The organism is Nocardia sp. NPDC058518, assembly GCF_042719655.1.
In the GTDB taxonomy this organism is placed as follows: Bacteria; Actinomycetota; Actinomycetes; order Mycobacteriales; family Mycobacteriaceae; genus Nocardia.
This window is the reverse complement of record NZ_JBHXNJ010000037.1, coordinates 39,150-56,090: the sequence shown is the minus strand read 5'-3', so window position 1 is coordinate 56,090 and position 16,941 is coordinate 39,150. Positions and strand designations below refer to the sequence as shown.

The 16,941-nt window shown below is 66.9% G+C and carries 14 protein-coding genes and 1 tRNA gene; 6 read left to right on the top strand and 9 right to left on the bottom strand.

Annotation, left to right across the window (positions count from 1 at the left end; genetic code table 11):
* Window positions 1–59: 59 nt before the first annotated feature.
* Window positions 60–3,275: a (Fe-S)-binding protein gene (locus tag ACFWPX_RS35715; protein ID WP_378933133.1), complete on the bottom strand. Its 3,216-nt coding sequence runs from the start codon at window positions 3,273–3,275 to the stop codon at window positions 60–62.
* 506 nt (window positions 3,276–3,781) lie between these two features.
* Between ACFWPX_RS35715 and ACFWPX_RS35710 the strand changes: the two genes are divergently transcribed.
* Window positions 3,782–4,477: a hypothetical protein gene (locus ACFWPX_RS35710; protein WP_378933129.1), complete on the top strand. Its 696-nt coding sequence runs from the start codon at window positions 3,782–3,784 to the stop codon at window positions 4,475–4,477.
* A gap of 85 nt (window positions 4,478–4,562) precedes the next feature.
* Here the strand turns inward: ACFWPX_RS35710 and ACFWPX_RS35705 are convergent, their stop codons facing one another.
* Window positions 4,563–5,087: a YdcF family protein gene (locus ACFWPX_RS35705; RefSeq protein WP_378933144.1), complete on the bottom strand. Its 525-nt coding sequence runs from the start codon at window positions 5,085–5,087 to the stop codon at window positions 4,563–4,565.
* A gap of 209 nt (window positions 5,088–5,296) precedes the next feature.
* On the opposite strand from ACFWPX_RS35705, the gene ACFWPX_RS35700 reads away from it, so the two are divergent.
* Both ACFWPX_RS35700 and ACFWPX_RS35695 read left to right on the top strand, forming a co-directional pair.
* On the top strand, window positions 5,297–6,619 hold the full coding sequence (locus ACFWPX_RS35700) for a UDP-glucose dehydrogenase family protein (protein WP_378920305.1): 1,323 nt from the start codon (window positions 5,297–5,299) through the stop codon (window positions 6,617–6,619).
* A 60-nt stretch (window positions 6,620–6,679) separates the two neighbouring features.
* Window positions 6,680–8,038, top strand: coding sequence for an Hsp70 family protein (locus ACFWPX_RS35695; protein ID WP_378920307.1), 1,359 nt, complete (start codon window positions 6,680–6,682; stop codon window positions 8,036–8,038).
* A gap of 26 nt (window positions 8,039–8,064) precedes the next feature.
* Here the strand turns inward: ACFWPX_RS35695 and ACFWPX_RS35690 are convergent, their stop codons facing one another.
* From ACFWPX_RS35690 to ACFWPX_RS35680, 3 genes are all read right to left on the bottom strand, one after another.
* Window positions 8,065–9,339, bottom strand: a complete 1,275-nt coding sequence (locus ACFWPX_RS35690; protein ID WP_378933126.1) for a YibE/F family protein — start codon at window positions 9,337–9,339, stop codon at window positions 8,065–8,067.
* Between the two features lie 463 nt (window positions 9,340–9,802).
* Window positions 9,803–11,056, bottom strand: a complete 1,254-nt coding sequence (locus ACFWPX_RS35685; RefSeq protein ID WP_378920310.1) for a pyridoxal phosphate-dependent aminotransferase — start codon at window positions 11,054–11,056, stop codon at window positions 9,803–9,805.
* A gap of 61 nt (window positions 11,057–11,117) precedes the next feature.
* On the bottom strand, window positions 11,118–12,377 hold the full coding sequence (locus ACFWPX_RS35680; protein ID WP_378920311.1) for a helix-turn-helix domain-containing protein: 1,260 nt from the start codon (window positions 12,375–12,377) through the stop codon (window positions 11,118–11,120).
* Between the two features lie 202 nt (window positions 12,378–12,579).
* Between ACFWPX_RS35680 and ACFWPX_RS35675 the strand changes: the two genes are divergently transcribed.
* Window positions 12,580–13,089: a hypothetical protein gene (locus ACFWPX_RS35675; protein WP_378933123.1), complete on the top strand. Its 510-nt coding sequence runs from the start codon at window positions 12,580–12,582 to the stop codon at window positions 13,087–13,089.
* On the opposite strand, the gene dcd is transcribed toward ACFWPX_RS35675, so the two are convergent.
* On the bottom strand, window positions 13,008–13,607 hold the full coding sequence (gene dcd, locus ACFWPX_RS35670; protein ID WP_067455312.1) for a dCTP deaminase: 600 nt from the start codon (window positions 13,605–13,607) through the stop codon (window positions 13,008–13,010). The genes ACFWPX_RS35675 and dcd overlap by 82 nt on opposite strands.
* A 176-nt stretch (window positions 13,608–13,783) precedes the next feature.
* Here dcd and ACFWPX_RS35665 point away from each other — a divergent pair, with 176 nt between their 5' ends.
* Entirely contained in the window at window positions 13,784–14,203 is a 420-nt protein-coding gene (locus ACFWPX_RS35665) for a transposase family protein (RefSeq protein ID WP_378933120.1), read from the top strand.
* Between the two features lie 127 nt (window positions 14,204–14,330).
* A tRNA-Gly gene (locus ACFWPX_RS35660) sits at window positions 14,331–14,401 on the top strand.
* A gap of 54 nt (window positions 14,402–14,455) precedes the next feature.
* On the opposite strand, the gene ACFWPX_RS35655 is transcribed toward ACFWPX_RS35660, so the two are convergent.
* The 3 genes from ACFWPX_RS35655 to ACFWPX_RS35645 are packed head-to-tail and all read right to left on the bottom strand — an operon-like array spanning window position 14,456 to window position 16,841.
* Window positions 14,456–14,953 carry a flavin reductase family protein gene (locus ACFWPX_RS35655; RefSeq protein WP_378933117.1) on the bottom strand — a complete coding sequence of 166 codons (498 nt, stop codon included), beginning with the start codon at window positions 14,951–14,953 and terminating at the stop codon, window positions 14,456–14,458.
* Window positions 14,946–15,473: an NADPH-dependent FMN reductase gene (locus tag ACFWPX_RS35650; protein ID WP_378933114.1), complete on the bottom strand. Its 528-nt coding sequence runs from the start codon at window positions 15,471–15,473 to the stop codon at window positions 14,946–14,948. Before ACFWPX_RS35650 ends, ACFWPX_RS35655 begins: the two co-directional genes overlap by 8 nt.
* A 27-nt stretch (window positions 15,474–15,500) precedes the next feature.
* Window positions 15,501–16,841, bottom strand: coding sequence for an acyl-CoA dehydrogenase family protein (locus ACFWPX_RS35645; protein WP_378933111.1), 1,341 nt, complete (start codon window positions 16,839–16,841; stop codon window positions 15,501–15,503).
* Window positions 16,842–16,941 lie beyond the last annotated feature (100 nt).

The window sequence follows — 16,941 nt, the reverse complement described above, 5'->3', positions numbered from 1 at the left end:
CACCCCGACGAGCCCCCCCCCACCCCCCCCCCGCCTCACTGGGTGTTCGTGTTCAGTTGCTAGTTCTTGCGACCTGGGGACTTCGCACCGGACTTGAAGCCGAGGCCGCCGGGCTTGGCGGTCGGCGGAGCTACCGAGGTGCCGTTGCCGTTGGTCGGCTCGGCCTGGGTGGCCGACTCCGCCGCGGGGGCTTCCGGTTCCGCCGTCGCGGATTCGGCCGGGGCTGCGGGTGCAGGTTCCGCGGCAGGTGCCGGGGTCGCAGCAGGTGCCGCAGCGGTGCCGGGAGCCTTCGGGCCGGGGCGCTTCAGGCCCGACTTCATGGCCAGCCCCTTGGCGGGCACCGAGGGCTTGGACTCGGCGGGGGCCGAGACCTCGGGGGCGACAGGAGCTTCCACAGGAGCCGCCTCTGCTGCCGGAGCTGCCGGAGCTGCCGGTGCGTCGGGGGCCGCTGCGGTCGGAGCTGCCTTGGCGCCCGGCGCCTTCGCCTTGCCCTTCATACCGAGGCCCTTGACCGGCGCGGCGGCCGGTGCGGGAGCGGCTTCGGCGGCAGGGGTTTCCGCGGCGGGAGCGGCCGGAGCCTTCGCGCCGGGCGCCTTCGCCCCACCCTTCATGCCGAGGCCACCACCGGGAGCCTTCGCCCCACCCTTCATACCAAGGCCCTTGACCGCGGGAGCCGCGGCTTCGGCGGCGGGGGCCGCTTCAGCCGCAGGAGCCTTGGCAGCACCCTTCATACCGAGCCCGCCACCGGGAGCTTTCGCTCCACCCTTCATACCGAGACCCTTGGCCGGAGCGGCCGCGGTGGTTTCGGCAGCGGGGGCAGCTTCAGCGGAGGCCTTCGCACCCGGCGCCTTGGCAGCGCCCTTCATGCCGAGCCCACCACCGGGAGCCTTCACGGCACCCTTCATACCCAGACCACCACCGGGAGCCTTGGCAGCGCCCTTCATGCCCAGGCCGCCACCTGTAGGAGCAGCCTTCGGCGCGGCCGCAGCGGCGACCTCGGCCACCGGCTCCGGTTCCACCTCGGGTTCGGGCTCAGCCTTGGGCTCCTGGACGACAACCAGATTCGCCGACAACTCAGCAGCATCGATACGAGTGATCGAGTCCAACATCAACTGCGAGACATCGACGACCTCGACACCCTCGCCCTGACCCTGCTCCTGACGAGCGGTCACACCATCGTTGAGCATGACCCGACAGAACGGGCAACCCGTCGCGATCTTGGTCGGATTCGTCGACAGAGCTTCATCGACCCGGTCGACGTTGATGCGCTTGCCGAGCTGCTCTTCCATCCACATCCGAGCACCACCGGCACCACAGCACATGGAACGTTCGCCGTGGCGCGGCATCTCGATCAGATTCGAACCCGACGCTTCCATCAGCTCACGCGGTGCGTCGTAGACCTTGTTGTGCCGACCCAGATAGCAGGGGTCGTGGTAGGTGATGTTCTGCGACACCGTCGCGACCGGGACCAGCTGCTTCTGGCGCACGAGCCGGTTCAGCAACTGGGTGTGGTGGACCACCTCATAGGTGCCACCGACCTGCGGGTACTCGTTGTTGAGCGTGTTGAAGCAATGCGCGCAGGTGACGACGATCTTCTTCTTGGACTGCTCGACACCCTCGAACACCGAGTTGATGACCTCGATGTTCTGCAACGCCAACTGCTGGAACAAGAACTCGTTACCCGCACGCCGCGCCGAGTCACCGGTACAGGTCTCTTCCGCACCCAAGACCATGAACTTGGTCCCCGCGGTCGCGAGGAGCTCGGCGACTGCCTTGGTGGTCTTCTTCGCGCGGTCTTCGTAGGCGCCGGCGCAACCGACCCAGAACAGGTACTCGTACCCGTCGAAGCTGTCGGCGTCCTTACCGAAGACCGGGATGTCGAAATCGACTTCCTTGATCCAGTTCAACCGGTCTTTGGAGTTCTGACCCCACGGGTTGCCCTTGTTCTCGAGGTTCTTGAACAGACCCGCCAGCTCGGAGGGGAACTCCGACTCGATCAGCACCTGGTAGCGGCGCATATCGATGATGTGGTCGACATGCTCGATATCGACCGGGCACTGCTCGACACACGCACCACAGGTCGTGCACGACCACAACACCTCGGGATCGATGATCCCGCCGATGTCCTCGCCGCCGACCAGCGGACGATCGGCTTCGGCACGAGCGGCCGCGGGGATCTTGGCCAGCGCGGCCTCATCGGGCTTGCCATCGGCGTCGACCAGGCCGACCTCGTCACCACCGGCGTCCTTGCGGCCACCGGCCAGCAGGTACGGGGCGGCGGCGTAACCGTGGTCGCGCAGCGACATGATCAGCAGCTTCGGCGAGAGCGGCTTACCGGTGTTCCAGGCGGGGCACTGCGACTGGCAGCGACCGCACTCGGTGCAGGTGGTGAAGTCGAGCCAGCCCTTCCAGGAGAAGTCCTCCATGCGGCCCGCACCCAGGGTGTCGACCTCGGGGTCGACGTTCTCCATGTCGAGAACCTTGCCGTTGGAGATCATCGGCGCGGCCGCACCGAGGGCGACGCTGCCGTCGGCCTCGCGCTTGAAGTAGATGTTGAAGAAGGCCGAGAAGCGGTGCCAGGCCACGCCCCACGTGATGTTTCGGCCGACCAGGTAGAGGAAGGCCATGCCCGACATCAGCTTGACGAACGCGAAGATCGACACCATGGTCGGGCTCGCGGGCAGCAGCTTGGCGATCTGCATGGTGAAGAAGTCGGTGGAGGCGTGCCCGTGCCCGTAGGTGGCGATCTTGCCCGCCTTGACGAAGATCATGCCGAGGCCCTCCATCAAGACGATCGTCTCGATGACATAGGCGGGCGCCATCTTGGAGCCGGTGAAACGCGACAGGCGCGCGGGAATCCGCGGGTGGTTCAGCTGACGGATGATGATCAGCGCGCCGATACCGATCACGGTGCCGATGCCGAGGATCTCGTCGGTCAGGTGGTAGATCGCCCAGTTGCCGATGATCGGCCAGTGGAACGAGCCGTCGAAGGTCTGGCCGTAGGCCTCGAACCACAGGATCGCGCCGAGGATGAAGCCGGTCATGACCAGCCAGTGCGCCCAGCCGACGGTGCGGAACTTGTTCATCCGCGTATGGGCCGCGACCTCGATGAACATGTTCTTGAACCGTGGGAAGAACGGTCGCCAACGATCGGGGGCCGTCTGGCCGATGGTGATGGCCTTGCCGATGTTCCATGCGCCGCCGATAAACGACGCCCAACAGAACAGGCTGAGCACAGCTCCAATCGTGCCCAACGTGATAGTCAGGGCATTCATGTCGCGACCTTTCTTTCGAGGCAACACGAGGGTCTGAGCGAGGAGACCTCACCCGATTGCTCGTATCGTAACTGCCACTAAGTTACCGGCCAGTAACTACAGCCGTCCACCGTAGGATCGGCTTTTGTGCTCTGACCTTGTTTACTGGGACTTGACCTGTGGTTTGCCTGTGAGCAATATCACAAAATTGTTTGCTACGGGGTTCCCGTAACGCCTGTTGAACACCGTAAACCGTGCGTGAACTGCGGTGAAGCTAAGGTCAGGCTTACTAACCCCACCGAAATTCCTTCTGGTCTCAGGGGATTCGGTCCATTAGGCTCCAGCTGTTCTGCATGCTGTGCCGGTCTTCACACTGCTCGGGGAGAAGTAGGGGACATCTCATAGGGATGCCCTGCTTGACGAGATCTCGCGTGTTGCTCGATCGCACGCCGCACCACACCTGATGGATTGGAACCTGAATGAACTTCCGTAAGACCACTGCGGCTGCCGCGCTGGTTATCGGGGCGATGACCGTTGCCATGGGCACTGCTCATGCCGAAGAGGCACCGCAGGACATCAAGTACTCGGTCAAGCTGGTCGACAAGACTGTCGTCGCCACCGTGAAGAACGGCACCTTCTCGATCGTCGAGCAGGATGGCGCGACACCCGAGGCGCCCAAGACCAAGATCGCCGAGATCAAGGACTCCCGGGGTGGCGTCGTCGTGGCGCTGCCAATCGCCTTCGCGATCAACGGCGCGGAGATCCCGACGGCTGTCAAGGTTGCCGAGGACTCCACGGTCCTCTCGCTGACCCCGGAGAAGCCTAAGGGTGTCGATGTGGCGGCCAATCCGGTCGCGGTCAAGCCCGTCCTGAAGGGGCAGGAGATCGCCTCGGCTCAGGAGAACCAGAAGGCGATCAATGACTTCGCCGGCAAGTTCAGCATCGGCACCGCCATCGGTACGTTCGTCGGTACGGCTATCGGCGCCATCGCGGGCTGCGCCATCGGCTTCTTCGTTCTTCCGGTTGTTGGTTGCGTCCCTGGCTTCGGCACGGGTGCCGCAGTCGGTGGAGTGCTCGGCATGATCGCCATTGGTGGTCCGACCATGATGGTTGCCGGCTTCGAGCTGCTCAACGTCTTGCAGGCTGCGGACGGCACCACTGTGTGGGCCGACAAGCCGAAGGCCGTCGCGGCCCCGGCTCCTGAGCTCGCTCCGGCCAACTGATAGGGCTTACGCCCCAACGGTTTCTCCGCTAAGGCCCCGCTCCTCTTCGGAGCGGGGCCTTACGCGTTCGGCGACTACGGCCCCTTCAGCAATCGGCGAACCAAGCCTTCACGAACCCCGCCGACTGATAGGTGTAGTCCCACGCCCAGCGGGCCGGCGAGAGATGTGGTTCGGGGTCGGCGAACAGCAAGTCGCCGTCCCAGCATTGTCCGAGGATGTAGCGGGCGCGGGAGATGTGCGGGGTGAAGGTGACCACGATGACCCGGTCCCAACCGGCACCGAGGCGCGCCAGTTCGCGGCCTTCGCCGAGAGTGGTGCGGGGGTCGGGGTCGAAACAGATGACCTCGAAGCTGTAGCCCCCGTGGCAGATTCGATTCACCATCGGGCTGTGGTCGTAGGGGTTGGAGATCAGGACGCGGGGCGCGTACCCCTGCGCGGCCAGCCGCAGACCGAGTTGTTCGCGGCCGTCGTGCGCCCCACCGAGGACGAGAATCGCGTCGGCGGTCTGCGGGGTATCCGTGCGCGGCCGCACGTACACCGGCCACAGCGCGACCACCGCGATCAACACCACGACCAGCAATCCACCCGTGGCGACCAGGACCCGACGCACAGTCAATGCTCCATCCGCGATATTCGTGCGATTCTCGCCGGTGCAGGCCGACGATCCGAACCGTGCACCGACCAGCTATCGTATTCCCGCAGGTGAGAGCCCCGCGCGCCGCTCACCTCAGCCAGCGTTTCCCCCTGTACACCAGATGTTGCGCCCCCTCTTGCCTCGCTGACGCGGCGTAGCCACGCGCGCCGCTTACCAACAGAAGTATGCGATGCACAGTCTTCGGAACGGGGTACCTCGGAGCCACGCATGCAGCGTGTATGGCCGAGTTGGGACACGACGTGGTCGGGGTGGACGTCGATCCCGGCAAGGTGGCCAAGCTGGCCGATGGTGTGGTGCCGTTCTACGAGCCGGGGCTAGAGGAAGTGCTGCAGCGCAACCTCGCCGCCGGCCGCCTGCGGTTCACCACCGACTACTCCGACGCCGCGGCCCACGCCGACGTCCACTTCCTCGGCGTCGGAACACCGCAGAAGAAGGGCGAGTACGGCGCCGATCTGAAATACGTTCACGCGGTGGTCGACACGCTCGCCCCGATGCTGGAACGCCCGGCGATGATCGTCGGCAAGTCCACGGTGCCGGTGGGAACCGCCGCCGCGCTCGGCATTCGGGCCCGCGAGCAGGCGAATGTCGAGGTGGAGGTCGCCTGGAACCCCGAGTTCCTGCGCGAGGGTTTCGCGGTGCAGGACACCCTGCGCCCCGACCGCCTCGTCCTCGGTCTCGACCATGCCCGCGAACGTTCGTCCTGGGTCGAGCAGCACATCCGCGAGATCTACGCCGACCTCATCGCCGCCGAGATCCCCTTCCTGCTCACCGATCTGGCCACCGCCGAGTTGGTGAAGGTCTCGGCGAATGCCTTTCTGGCGACCAAGATCTCGTTCATCAACGCCGTCTCGGAGGTCTGTGAGGCCACCGGCGCTGACGTCACCATGCTGGCCGACGCACTCGGCTACGACGCCCGCATCGGCCGCCGCTTCCTCAATGCCGGACTGGGTTTCGGTGGCGGCTGCTTACCCAAGGACATCCGCGCCTTCATGGCCCGCTCGGGCGAACTCGGCGCCGATCACGCCGTCGCGTTCCTGCGCGAGGTCGACAACATCAATATGCGCCGCCGCACCAAGGTCGTCGACATGGCCGCCCGCGCCTGCGGTGGTTCCCTGCTCGGCGCGAATGTGGCGGTCCTCGGCGCGGCCTTCAAGCCCGAATCCGACGATGTGCGCGATTCGCCCGCCCTGAATGTGGCGGGCATGATCCAGCTGCACGGCGCCGTCGTCACCGTGTACGACCCCAAAGCAGTGGAGAATTCGCGCCGCGTGTTCCCCACGCTGAACTACGCCACCTCGGTCTCGGAGGCCTGTGATCGCGCCGATGTGGTGCTGGTACTTACCGAATGGAACGAATTCACCGCTTTGACTCCGGCCGACCTGGACCCGGTGGTACGTTCCCGTTCGATCATCGACGGTCGCAACTGCTTGGACAGCACCGCCTGGCGTCAAGCCGGGTGGGTGTACGCCGGACTCGGGACCCCGTAGAGTAGCGAGCCAAGCGGGGGCTGGGCGAATTTCGTGCAGCACGGACGAGATGGGCAGCGGATGAGTTCGGTTCTGGGAGTATCGGTGGGGGCCGGGACGGTGCGCCTCGCGCGTCCGCAGCACGGCGGCCCGCACGGTTCTGTCCCGGCGTATTCATTCGAGCTGCAATCCATCTCGATGCCCGAACAGCGGGCCGAGGAGTTCGCCGCCGACGCGATCGCCGCCACGCTGGCCGCCACGCCGGAGGTCGTCGCCACCACCATCACCTTCCGCAGCGATCCGCAGGCCAGGGCGGTCCGCGCCGCGATGGCCAGGCGCCAGCTCACCAACTACCAGCTCGTTCCCGAAGCCGTTGCCGCCGTGCACTTCGCCCACGCCACCAGCGATATGCGCGAAGTGTCCACGCTGGCCGTGTACGACCTGGGCAGTTCGGGTCTCACGGTGAGCGTGATCAACGCCCGCACCAGCGATGTGTACCAGTGCGAGCGGATCAGCGACATCAGCGGCGACTACCTGGATTCGCTGATCAGGGAGCAGCAGATCGCCTCGGGCCGGATCGCGCATCCGGCCGACCCGGCGGGCCTGGCCGCACTCGACGCGCTGTGCCGGGCTGCCAAGGAGCAGCTGTCCAACAGCAATGCGGTGGCGCTACCCAGCGAACAGGGCCTGGTGCTGCTCACGCAGGAGAATTTCGAAGCGCTGATGATGCTGGCGATCGAGTCGTCGGCCCGGATGACCCGCGATGTCATCATCCGCGCGCAACATCCGGTGCAGGCGGTGATGGTTCTCGGTGGTGGCGCCCGGATTCCGTTGATCGCGCGCGTGCTCGAGCGCACGATCGGCGTGCCGGTGATCGTGCCCGCCGAGCCGGAGACCGCGCTGGCCCGCGGTGCCGCGTTGCTCGCCCGGCCCGCCCAGGTCCAGCAGGCGCCGGTCGCCCCGGCGCCGATCCCGATGGGCGAACACGACGACACGACCCCCGCCTGGCTCACCGCACCCACCCGCGGCCGCCGTCCGCTCAGCGCGCTCACCAATCGCGCTCATTCCCGCCGGGAACTGAATGTGGCGGTGCTGACGGTGAGTTCGCTGGTGGTCGTCGCCGCGATCGGCCTCGGCCTCGGCTACGGCCCCGAAGTGCTCGAGCGCGGTTCGTCGAGTGACGGTTCGCAAGCCGTCCCCGCGTCGACCCCGCCACGCCCCAGCGTCGTCGGCCCGTCGACGGCTCCGGTCGCGACCACCGAGGCCCAGCACGAAACCGTGGCCGCGCCACCGGTGAATCCGCGGCAAGCGGAGGTAACCACCACCGCGCCGCCCGCCCAGGGCCCCAACACCTTCACCGTGGTCCCTGGGCTCCCCCCGGTCGTCCTGCCGACCCTGCCCCCGGTTGTCCTGCCCGGCTTCCCACCCGCCGGTCAGTAACCGCTCGATTCGAAGACCTGCCCGGTTCAGTTCCGGGCGTGTCTGGCGCGCGCGGGCGCCACCGCTGCCTGCTTCGACCCGAAGGGCCGTGCCAGCATCACCGCGATCGCCGTCGTCAACGGCACCGACAACGCCAGCGCGATGCCACCCACCGCCGATCGCGTGATCTCGATGGCCACCGCGTCACCCGTCAGCACATCGGTGATCGAGCGCCCCGCCACGCTGAACAGCAGCAGCAACGGCAGCGCCCCACCGGCATAGGCGAGCACGAGCGTGTAGACGGTGCTGGCGATGTGGTCGCGCCCGACCCGCATGGCCGCGGTGAAGATCTCCCGCCGCGTCGCGCCTTCGTCGAGCGCGGCGAGTTCGAAGGCCGCCGAAGCCTGGGTGATGGTCACGTCGTTGAGCACACCGAGCGAGCCGATGATGAACCCCGCCAGCAGCAACCCGGTGATGCTCACGTGCTGGATGTAGGTCGCCACGTTGGTGTTCTGTTCCTCGGACAACCCCGTGAGATGGGTGGCCTCGATAGCCAGCCACGACAGCACCGCGGCCACCACCATCGACGCGAGCGTCCCGAGCAACGCCGAACTGGTCCGCAGATTCACCCCGTGCGCGAGGTACAGCACCACGTAGAGAATCAGCGCCCCCGACACCAGCGCGACCGGAATCGCCGACTTCCCGTCGAGCAGCGCGGGCAGCAGGAACATCACCACCACACCGAACGCGAAGCACAACCCGACGAGTGCCCGGAACCCTCGCCACCGCGCGACCACACAGATCACCACGACGAACGCGAGCACGATCAAGGCCAACGGCAGCCCGCGCGAGTAGTCCTCGAACGCGTACATGGTGACCCCCGCCGGATCAGCGGCCCGCACCACCCGAATGTTGTCGCCCGCCCGCAGATCGGGCTGCCCCGGCCCCGGCGCGATCTCGAACAGCGTCTTCTTACCCTCGTCGGGCCCCGACCTGAGCTCGATGATGCTGCGCTGACACGTGTAGGAGGCGGTCCGCGGCGGTTGCGGCGTGTCCGCGAACACCTTCCCGTTCGACGGACTCCCGCAGGGACCGATGTCCTGCATGACAACGGTTCCGGCCTCGGTCTGCACCGCCTCACCGGTCATGGTCTGCATCGGCAACGGAATCTCGACGTGCTGCGCACTCGGCCACAAGATCACCGTCGCGACCAGCACCACCGCCCCGATGATCGCCAACAACCCGACAACAACCTTGGCTGCGGTGTCACTGATGGCAATCGGCCCGGAATGGTCGTGATGGTGATGATGATGCTCGCTCACGGCCCGAAGCTTAAAGGACTTCGTTTTCAATAACACCCCCGCAACACCAGATCTCGCAAGAACATGGGTAACTCCCCGGGAACGAGCAAACTGGGCCCACATCAGAACCCCCGCCGCATACAAAAACCTCCCCGGGTCTAGGTCTGGCCTAGACCCGGGGAGGCGGGTTTGTGGGCGGCGGAGAGCAGGGGGGTGTCTCCGCCGCCGGAGGCAGGCGCCCAGGGGGGTAGGCGCGCGTACCTAAGGCTCTCGGTTGTCCAGGGGGGGTAGACAACCGGGCCAGGGCGCCGAAGCGCCGAGGTCTACTGTACACAAAAGATGGACTTTTGCACTAGTAGATCTTCAAAACATCCAACATTCCGAACTCTCAGTCTGTTTTACCTGCCATACCAAGATGGGCATCCTGACGAGAGTCCCTAAACTCACTGGTCAAAGCCCTGACAAGTGAGCTCCGACTGTAGCTCTACTGTCGGTAGCTGGCGAGGAAGTTGCCGAACCGCTCGATCGCCACGGCCAGATCGCGCGCCCACGGCAGGGTCACGATCCGCAGATGGTCGTTCGCCGGCCAGTTGAAGCCGGTCCCCTGCACCATCAAGATCTTCTCCTGCAGCAGCAGATCCAGCACGAGCTTTCCGTCGTCGTGGATCTCGTGCACATTCGGGTCCAGCCGCGGGAACGCGTACAGCGCGCCACGCGGCTTCACGCACGACACACCGGGGATCATGTTGAGCCGCTCCCACGCCACATCGCGCTGCTCGAGCAGCCGCCCACCGGGCAGGATCAGGTCCTCGATGCTCTGATGTCCGCCGAGCGCCACCTGAATGGCGTGCTGAGCGGGCACGTTCGGGCACAGTCGCGAGGACGCGAGCAGATCGATGCCCTCGAGGAAACCGGCCGCGTGCTCCTTCGGCCCGGTGATCGCGAGCCAGCCCGAGCGGTAACCGGCCACCCGATACGCCTTCGACAGCCCGTTGAACGTCAGGCACAGCAGGTCGGGGGCGAGCGAGGCCAGCGAGATGTGCTTGGCGTCGTCGTAGAGGATCTTGTCGTAGATCTCGTCGGCCAGCAGCAGCAACCGATGCTTGCGCGCCAGGTCGACGATCTGCTGCAACACCTCCGCCGAGTACACCGCACCCGTCGGATTGTTCGGGTTGATCACCAGCAGGGCCTTGGTCTTGTCGGTGATCTTGGATTCGATATCGGCGATATCGGGCTGCCAGCCGTTCTCCTCGTCGCACAGGTAGTGCACCGGAGTACCGCCGGCCAGGCTGGTCATGGCCGTCCACAGCGGGTAGTCGGGCGCCGGGATCAGCACCTCGTCGCCGTTGTCGAGCAGGGCCTGCATGGTGACGGTGATCAGCTCGGACACTCCGTTGCCGAGGTAGACATCGTCCACATCGAGCTCGGGGAAGCCCGGCACCAGCTCGTACCTGGTCACGATCGCGCGCCGCGCCGACAGGATGCCCTTGGACTCGGAGTACCCCTGGGCATACGGCAGGGCGGCGATGATGTCGCGCATGATCACATCGGGCGCCTCGAAGCCGAAGGGCGCCGGGTTGCCGATATTGAGCTTGAGAATGCGGTGGCCCTCGGCCTCCAGGCGTGCTGCCTGTGCGTGAACCGGCCCACGGATCTCGTAGACCACGTTCTGCAGTTTGGTCGACTGCTCGAGAACGCGCGGGGGCACATGCGGCAATTGAGGACTCACCGGTCCCATGTTGCCATCCTGTGCAACCTTATTTGGGCGCGCGGTCGCCTTGTGCCCTGGTGACAGCCCTCTACGGTCGCGGGTGGGTGGCCAAGGCCGCGGTCGCGACACAGAATTCTTCGATGCGTTCGTCGAGGCCGCGCGCTTCCACCGCGTCCCGATAGGTCGGGGCGGCGATGCGGCGGCGCAGGCCAACGAGGCGTTCGCTCAGCTGGGCGATGCGCTTGTCCTCGGGGAGGTCGAGGACCGGACGCAGGGCGTCGGCGGCGCCGTCGATGCTGCCGTTGATGAGGTGCGCGGCCGCGTTGTCGACGCGGGCCAGCGATTCGGCGCCGTAGGAGCGTTGTAACGGTGGACCGCTCGAGTAGAGGGTGATGGCGCGTTCGGTGGCGGCCAGTGCCTGTTCGGCGCGGCCGAGCTGGATGCAGGTGGCGCCCGCGTAGTAGGCGGCCTTGGGCGGGCCGAAACCGAACACCCCGCCGATCTCGTCGTGCAGTTCGTCGCGGCGGTCGCCGGCCGCCACCTCGGCCGCGCGCAGGCACCGGTCGGTCTCGGCGTCGCTGCCGAGCCGCGCCCACACTCTTGCCTCGATATTGAGCAGCCGCACCCGGCCGAGTCCCGGCCCCGCGAATTCCTGTCCGCTGCGCGCTAATTGGACGGCGTTGCGCGGCCGGTCGGACCAGTTCTCGATCAGCGCGTGCATGCCGCGCGTCCACGCGCGCAATCCGTTGTGCCCGCTCAGCTCCGCGTAAGCCCAAGCGGCCCTGATCTGTTCGCCCGCGGCGTCGAGATAGCCCAGGTCGGTACTCGCGTTGGCCAGCAGCCCCGACAACGTCCCGGCCAGCAGGTAGAGGTGGCTGGTGTCGACCGGCTTCTGCTGCCCGTCGAGTAGTCGATACACCCGCCTGCGCACCCGCAGCATCTCCACCATCATCGGTGCGGGTGCGGCATGGACGTATTCGTTGGCGATGCGCCGGACGTCGGCGTCGAGCTGGGCCAACGTCGTTGCCCCCACGTTGGTGCCCTCCGCGGCGGCCGCGTGTTCGCTGGCCTCGTGCGCAGCCGCCATGATCAACTCCCTCTCCGACAACACCTCGGGCACAGCACCTTTGACAGTTCCCGCATCGACGAACGCGAGCAGGTCAGCATCACCCGCGGGCGCCAGCAGGGTCGAGAATCGCGCGCGCACAACATCATCGGACCGGGCCAGTGACGTATCGAGCGCGGCCTGATTCACCGGACGTGGGCGCACCCGCACCCCGCCGGCTTCCCATTTCGACACCAGCCGTTCGTGCACACCGAGATGAGCCGCGAACTCCCGGATGCTCATTCGTTTGGCATCGCGAAGAGCTCTGGCCTCTCTCCCTGTCCACTCCCCGACCACGGCGTCACCTCATCCGACGGACAACTCCCTCCAGAGTACGAGCGTGACAGTGAGACACACCACAAGTTCGCGGAATCGGTTGCCAGAGGCAGTGAAAGGGCGGTGCGGGGCAGTGGTCACGCGCGCCCGCATGCGCGATTCTGGAAGCGTGGAAGCCAGAACTGTCGACGACTGGGTGCGTTGTTACCAGCGTGAATTCCGGCTACCCGTCCGCGAGCGCGGCGGCTTTGTGATGCTGCCGATCACCGACCGGCTCTGCGTGGTGCATCTCCCGACCACGCGCGCCGAGAAGGTGCTCACGGCGCTACGCGAGCAACGTTGCGAGGGTCCGGTGCTGGCACGCCAGATCCGCTGGAGCGTGCTCGCCGTACCCGACGCCAGGCCCTCCGAGGAAGAGGCCGCCGAGCTCGCGGGGCTCGATATCGATATCCCCGGCACCGGCAGCGCCGTGATGCTGCCGACCAATCTGGGCCGCTGGAGCCGCGAGGGCTGTCACTGGGTGCGCCCGCCCACCGGCGGCGGCGACACCCTGCCCGCGCTGTCGCTGGTGCTGAGTCTCGCCGTGGCGTCAGGCCCTCAGCGGGTCTCGACCGCGCTCAGAGAATCGGGCGAGAGGGGAAAGTTGAGGTACGACCGCGACGGCGTCGGCCCCCGCTGACCCTGATACTTCGACCCCGCTTTGGCGCTGCCGTACGGATGCTCGGCCGGGCTGGACAGCCGGATCAGGCACAGCTGCCCGATCTTCATCCCCGGCCACAGCGTGATCGGCAGATTCGCCACGTTCGACAGCTCCAGGGTGATGTGCCCGCTGAACCCCGGATCGATGAATCCCGCCGTCGAATGCGTGAGCAGCCCGAGCCGCCCGAGACTCGACTTGCCCTCCAGCCGCCCCGCCAGATCGTCGGGCAGCGAGCACACCTCGAGCGTGGACCCGAGCACGAACTCCCCCGGGTGCAGCACGAACGGCTCCCCCGGCTTCGGCTCCACCAGGCTGGTCAGCTCGTCCTGCTGCTGCGCCGGATCGATATGGGTGTAGCGACTGTTGTCGAACACCCGGAACAGCCCGTCGAGGCGCACGTCGATGCTCGACGGCTGAACCATCGACTCGAGCATCGGTTCGACGCCGAGACGCCCAGCGGCGATCTCGGCCCTGATGTCACGATCGGAGAGCAGCACCGGCCCAGTGTAGACGCTGCCGAATCCGCACAACGCCGTGCGCGCGACCCAGCAAGACCCGAACATTTGGGGCATCGAAAGGGCTCTGATCTGGGAATTCGGTCCCACCAACGAAACTCTGAACCACTAGAGTTTCACTAGGTGCCACGGTGGGACCGAAAGGATGCCCGCAGAGAATGAAAAAGATCGGATCGGGCCTTGCCGTTCTGTGCGCGTTGACGGGGCCGGGCCTGTTCGCGGCTTCCGCATCCGCGACCGTCGAAGACATCTACGTCACCGGTCCGTCCACCCCCGGACAGCCGTACTCCCGAGCCTGCAACTACGTAGGCGCGCAGTGCGAGATCGTCGCGCGCCTCATCGGCGCCGACAATCAGGATCCAGTGGTCATCACGATCAACGGAACCGACCTCGGCGCCCCACGCTACGCCCGCTACACCAACCGCTCCGCGGCTTTCATCGAGTGGCGCGCACCCGCCCTCGGCACCTACACCGTCATCGCCGAACAGGGCACCTCGACATCGACACTCGTCATCAACATCACCGAGCCATCCTCCGGCACCGGTTCGGCACTGCTGCCCTCCGGTTCGGCAGGCTGACCGGCACCACACCCGCAGTCGAACCGGGCTCGGCGCCCATCCCGATCGAGCAGTGTTTCCTGGCAAGCCCGACGCAACGTCTGCTACAGTCGCGATTGGCACTGGTGGTACCCCGCTGGTGTAGTTTGCCGATGTAGTTCAATGGTAGAACTTCTGCTTCCCAAGCAGATGGCGCGGGTTCGATTCCCGTCATCGGCTCTTACGACGAAGGCCCCGGATCAGCCGATCCGGGGCCTTCGTCGTCGCGGCGGGTCAGCCCGCGTGCAGGGTGCGGAACTTGCTGCCGTGGAATACCAGTGGGTCGATGTCCTCGCGGGCGGCTACGCGGTTTACGCGCAGGATTACTACTAGGTGGTCGCCTGCGGTGACCTGGGTTTCCGGGACTCCTTCGATCCAGGCTGTGGCGCCGTCGATGAATACCGCCTCGCCGGTGCCGCGGTGGAGGGCGGTTTCGCGGAAGCGGTCGCCGTTGCGGGCGCCGAGGGCTTTGGCCGCGGCTTGCTGGTCGGTGCCGAGCAGGCTCAGGCCGAGGTGGCCCGCGCTTGCCAGTTTGGGCCAGGTCGACGAGGAGTTCTGTACGCAGAACGAGACGAGCGGTGGGTCGAGGGAGACGGGTACGAAGGTGCTCACCGCCAAACCGTGTGGGGTGCCGTCGATCTCGGCGCACACGGCGACCACGCCGCTGGGGAAGTTGGCGAAGGCGCAGCGCAGGCCGTTGCCGTCGGCGGGAAAGTCCAAGAGCTCATGCATGATTCGTTGCCTCCACCGGCCGGACGGCCGGGTCTGTCAGTGCCGCGACGACGGGTCCCCATCGCCGCGCGTATTCCTCGATGACGCCGTCCTCGCCGAAGGTCCGGTCGGAAAGGTAGAGCCCTGGCAGCGCGGCGGTGCCGCCGATCTCCACCAGGACGGGCTTGAGCAGCAGGTCGGGTGCCAGCGCGTGCGCCGGACCCGCGCCGAGCATCACCGGCACCGTCACCACATCGGCCAGCCCGGTACCGCCGTCGAACTGTTCGAGGAACAGTTTCAGCAGTCCGGTGTAGGTGGCCTTGAAGGTCGGGCTGGCGAACACGACGAGCTCGGAGGACGCGACGGTGCGCGCGGCCGCCGTCACCGCCGGGTCGCCCCAGCCGAGCAGGCCGGGCCCGAGGGTGACCAGGTCGATCACCGCGGGCTCGGTGTCGGGGCGCAGTGCCCGCGCGACCCGCACGGCCGCGGCGAGGGTGCGCGATGCGGGTTTCGGGTTACCGACGACGACCGTCACTGTCATGGGATGTCCTTGTCTCGCGTGGTGGTTCTAGATGACGCCGTGCAGCGGCGGCGGCCGGTTGTGCAGAACGGCCCGCCCGATGTGCTGGTATTTCCAGCGAACGGGGTCGTGCAGCGTGTGGGTGCGCGCGTTGCGCCAGAAGTGGTCGAGTCGATGTTCGGCCGCGGCGCTGCGGGTGCCGCCCACTTCGAATATCGCCGCGGATACCTCGTTCGCAGCACGGTCGGCAAGGATCTTGGCCGTCGCGACCGCGATCGACGCCTGCGCGCCGTCGCCTTCGAGAGAGGCCACCGAATGCGCGTTCTCCGCTACCGCCTGGGCAGCCACCGCCCCCGGCCGAACCGCCGCGTCCACCGCCGCACCCGCGACGATCAGCGTCGATTCGGCAGCCGCGACGGCGACAGCCAATTCCCCGAACCGTTGCGCGACCAGCGGATCGTCAGCCGCATGCGCGACCTCGGCCTCGAACCACGGCCGACTGCGCGTGCGCACGAACTCGGCCGCCGCCGCCAGCGCACCGCGCGCGATACCCGCGTCGATCGCGGCGTGCAGGAGCTGCGCGAACGCCCCGTACCCGGTCGGTGCGTTCACCGCGGACGCCCGCGAGACCAGCTGCTCGGGCCCGACAACAACCCCGGCGAACTCGACCGTCCCGCTCCCGGTTGTCCGCTGCCCCAGCGCATCCCAGTCGTCGACAATCCGCACTCCCGGCTCGAGCGCGGGCACGAAAGCCACATACTCGCCGGGCTTCAGCCCCGAAATAGCCTGCGGGTCATCGAGTCTGGTCAATACCGCAAGCACGTCGGCGAACAGCGACCCCGTGCAGTAGTACTTCGTCCCCTCGACCACAAACCGCCGAGCCCCGATACCCGCTGAACCGGCATCGGTCTGCGACGGCACGACGTGCTCGCGCTCGCCGTTGCCCGCGCTCGTATCGTCGACCAGCCGCAGTACCGTCGAGATGTCGGCAACCGTCGCCCCACCACGTTCGGATTGTGCGTTGGCGATCCGCGCCCCCGCGAGCACCTTGCCGAAGTAGTCCCGTCGCTGAGCCCGAGTTCCCGCCAGCCGCAACAGGTTCAGATACACGAAGTGACTGTGCGGCACCTGCGCGATATTCGGATCGGCCGCGGCCAGGATCCGCACCACCTCGGCGACCACGCTCGGCGGCAGATCGGCCCCACCGAACTCGGCAGGCACCGTGATCGCGAGCAACCCACTGGCCGAGAGCTGATCCAGCTCCTCATGCGGCAGCCGACGCGAGAAATCACGTTCGGCGGCACCCGCGGCGAACACCTCGGCCAGCTCAGCCGCGATACGCACCGCCTGGCCCGCCGTGGCGATCCGCTCAGCGGTCACCACCGTCATCAGCGTCCCGGGGCGGCCCGCGGGGCCGCGGGCCCCCCAGAGCCACACACCCCCCCCCCCCAGGGACCCCCACAGCAGAACAGAACAAGAGAAGGTGAGT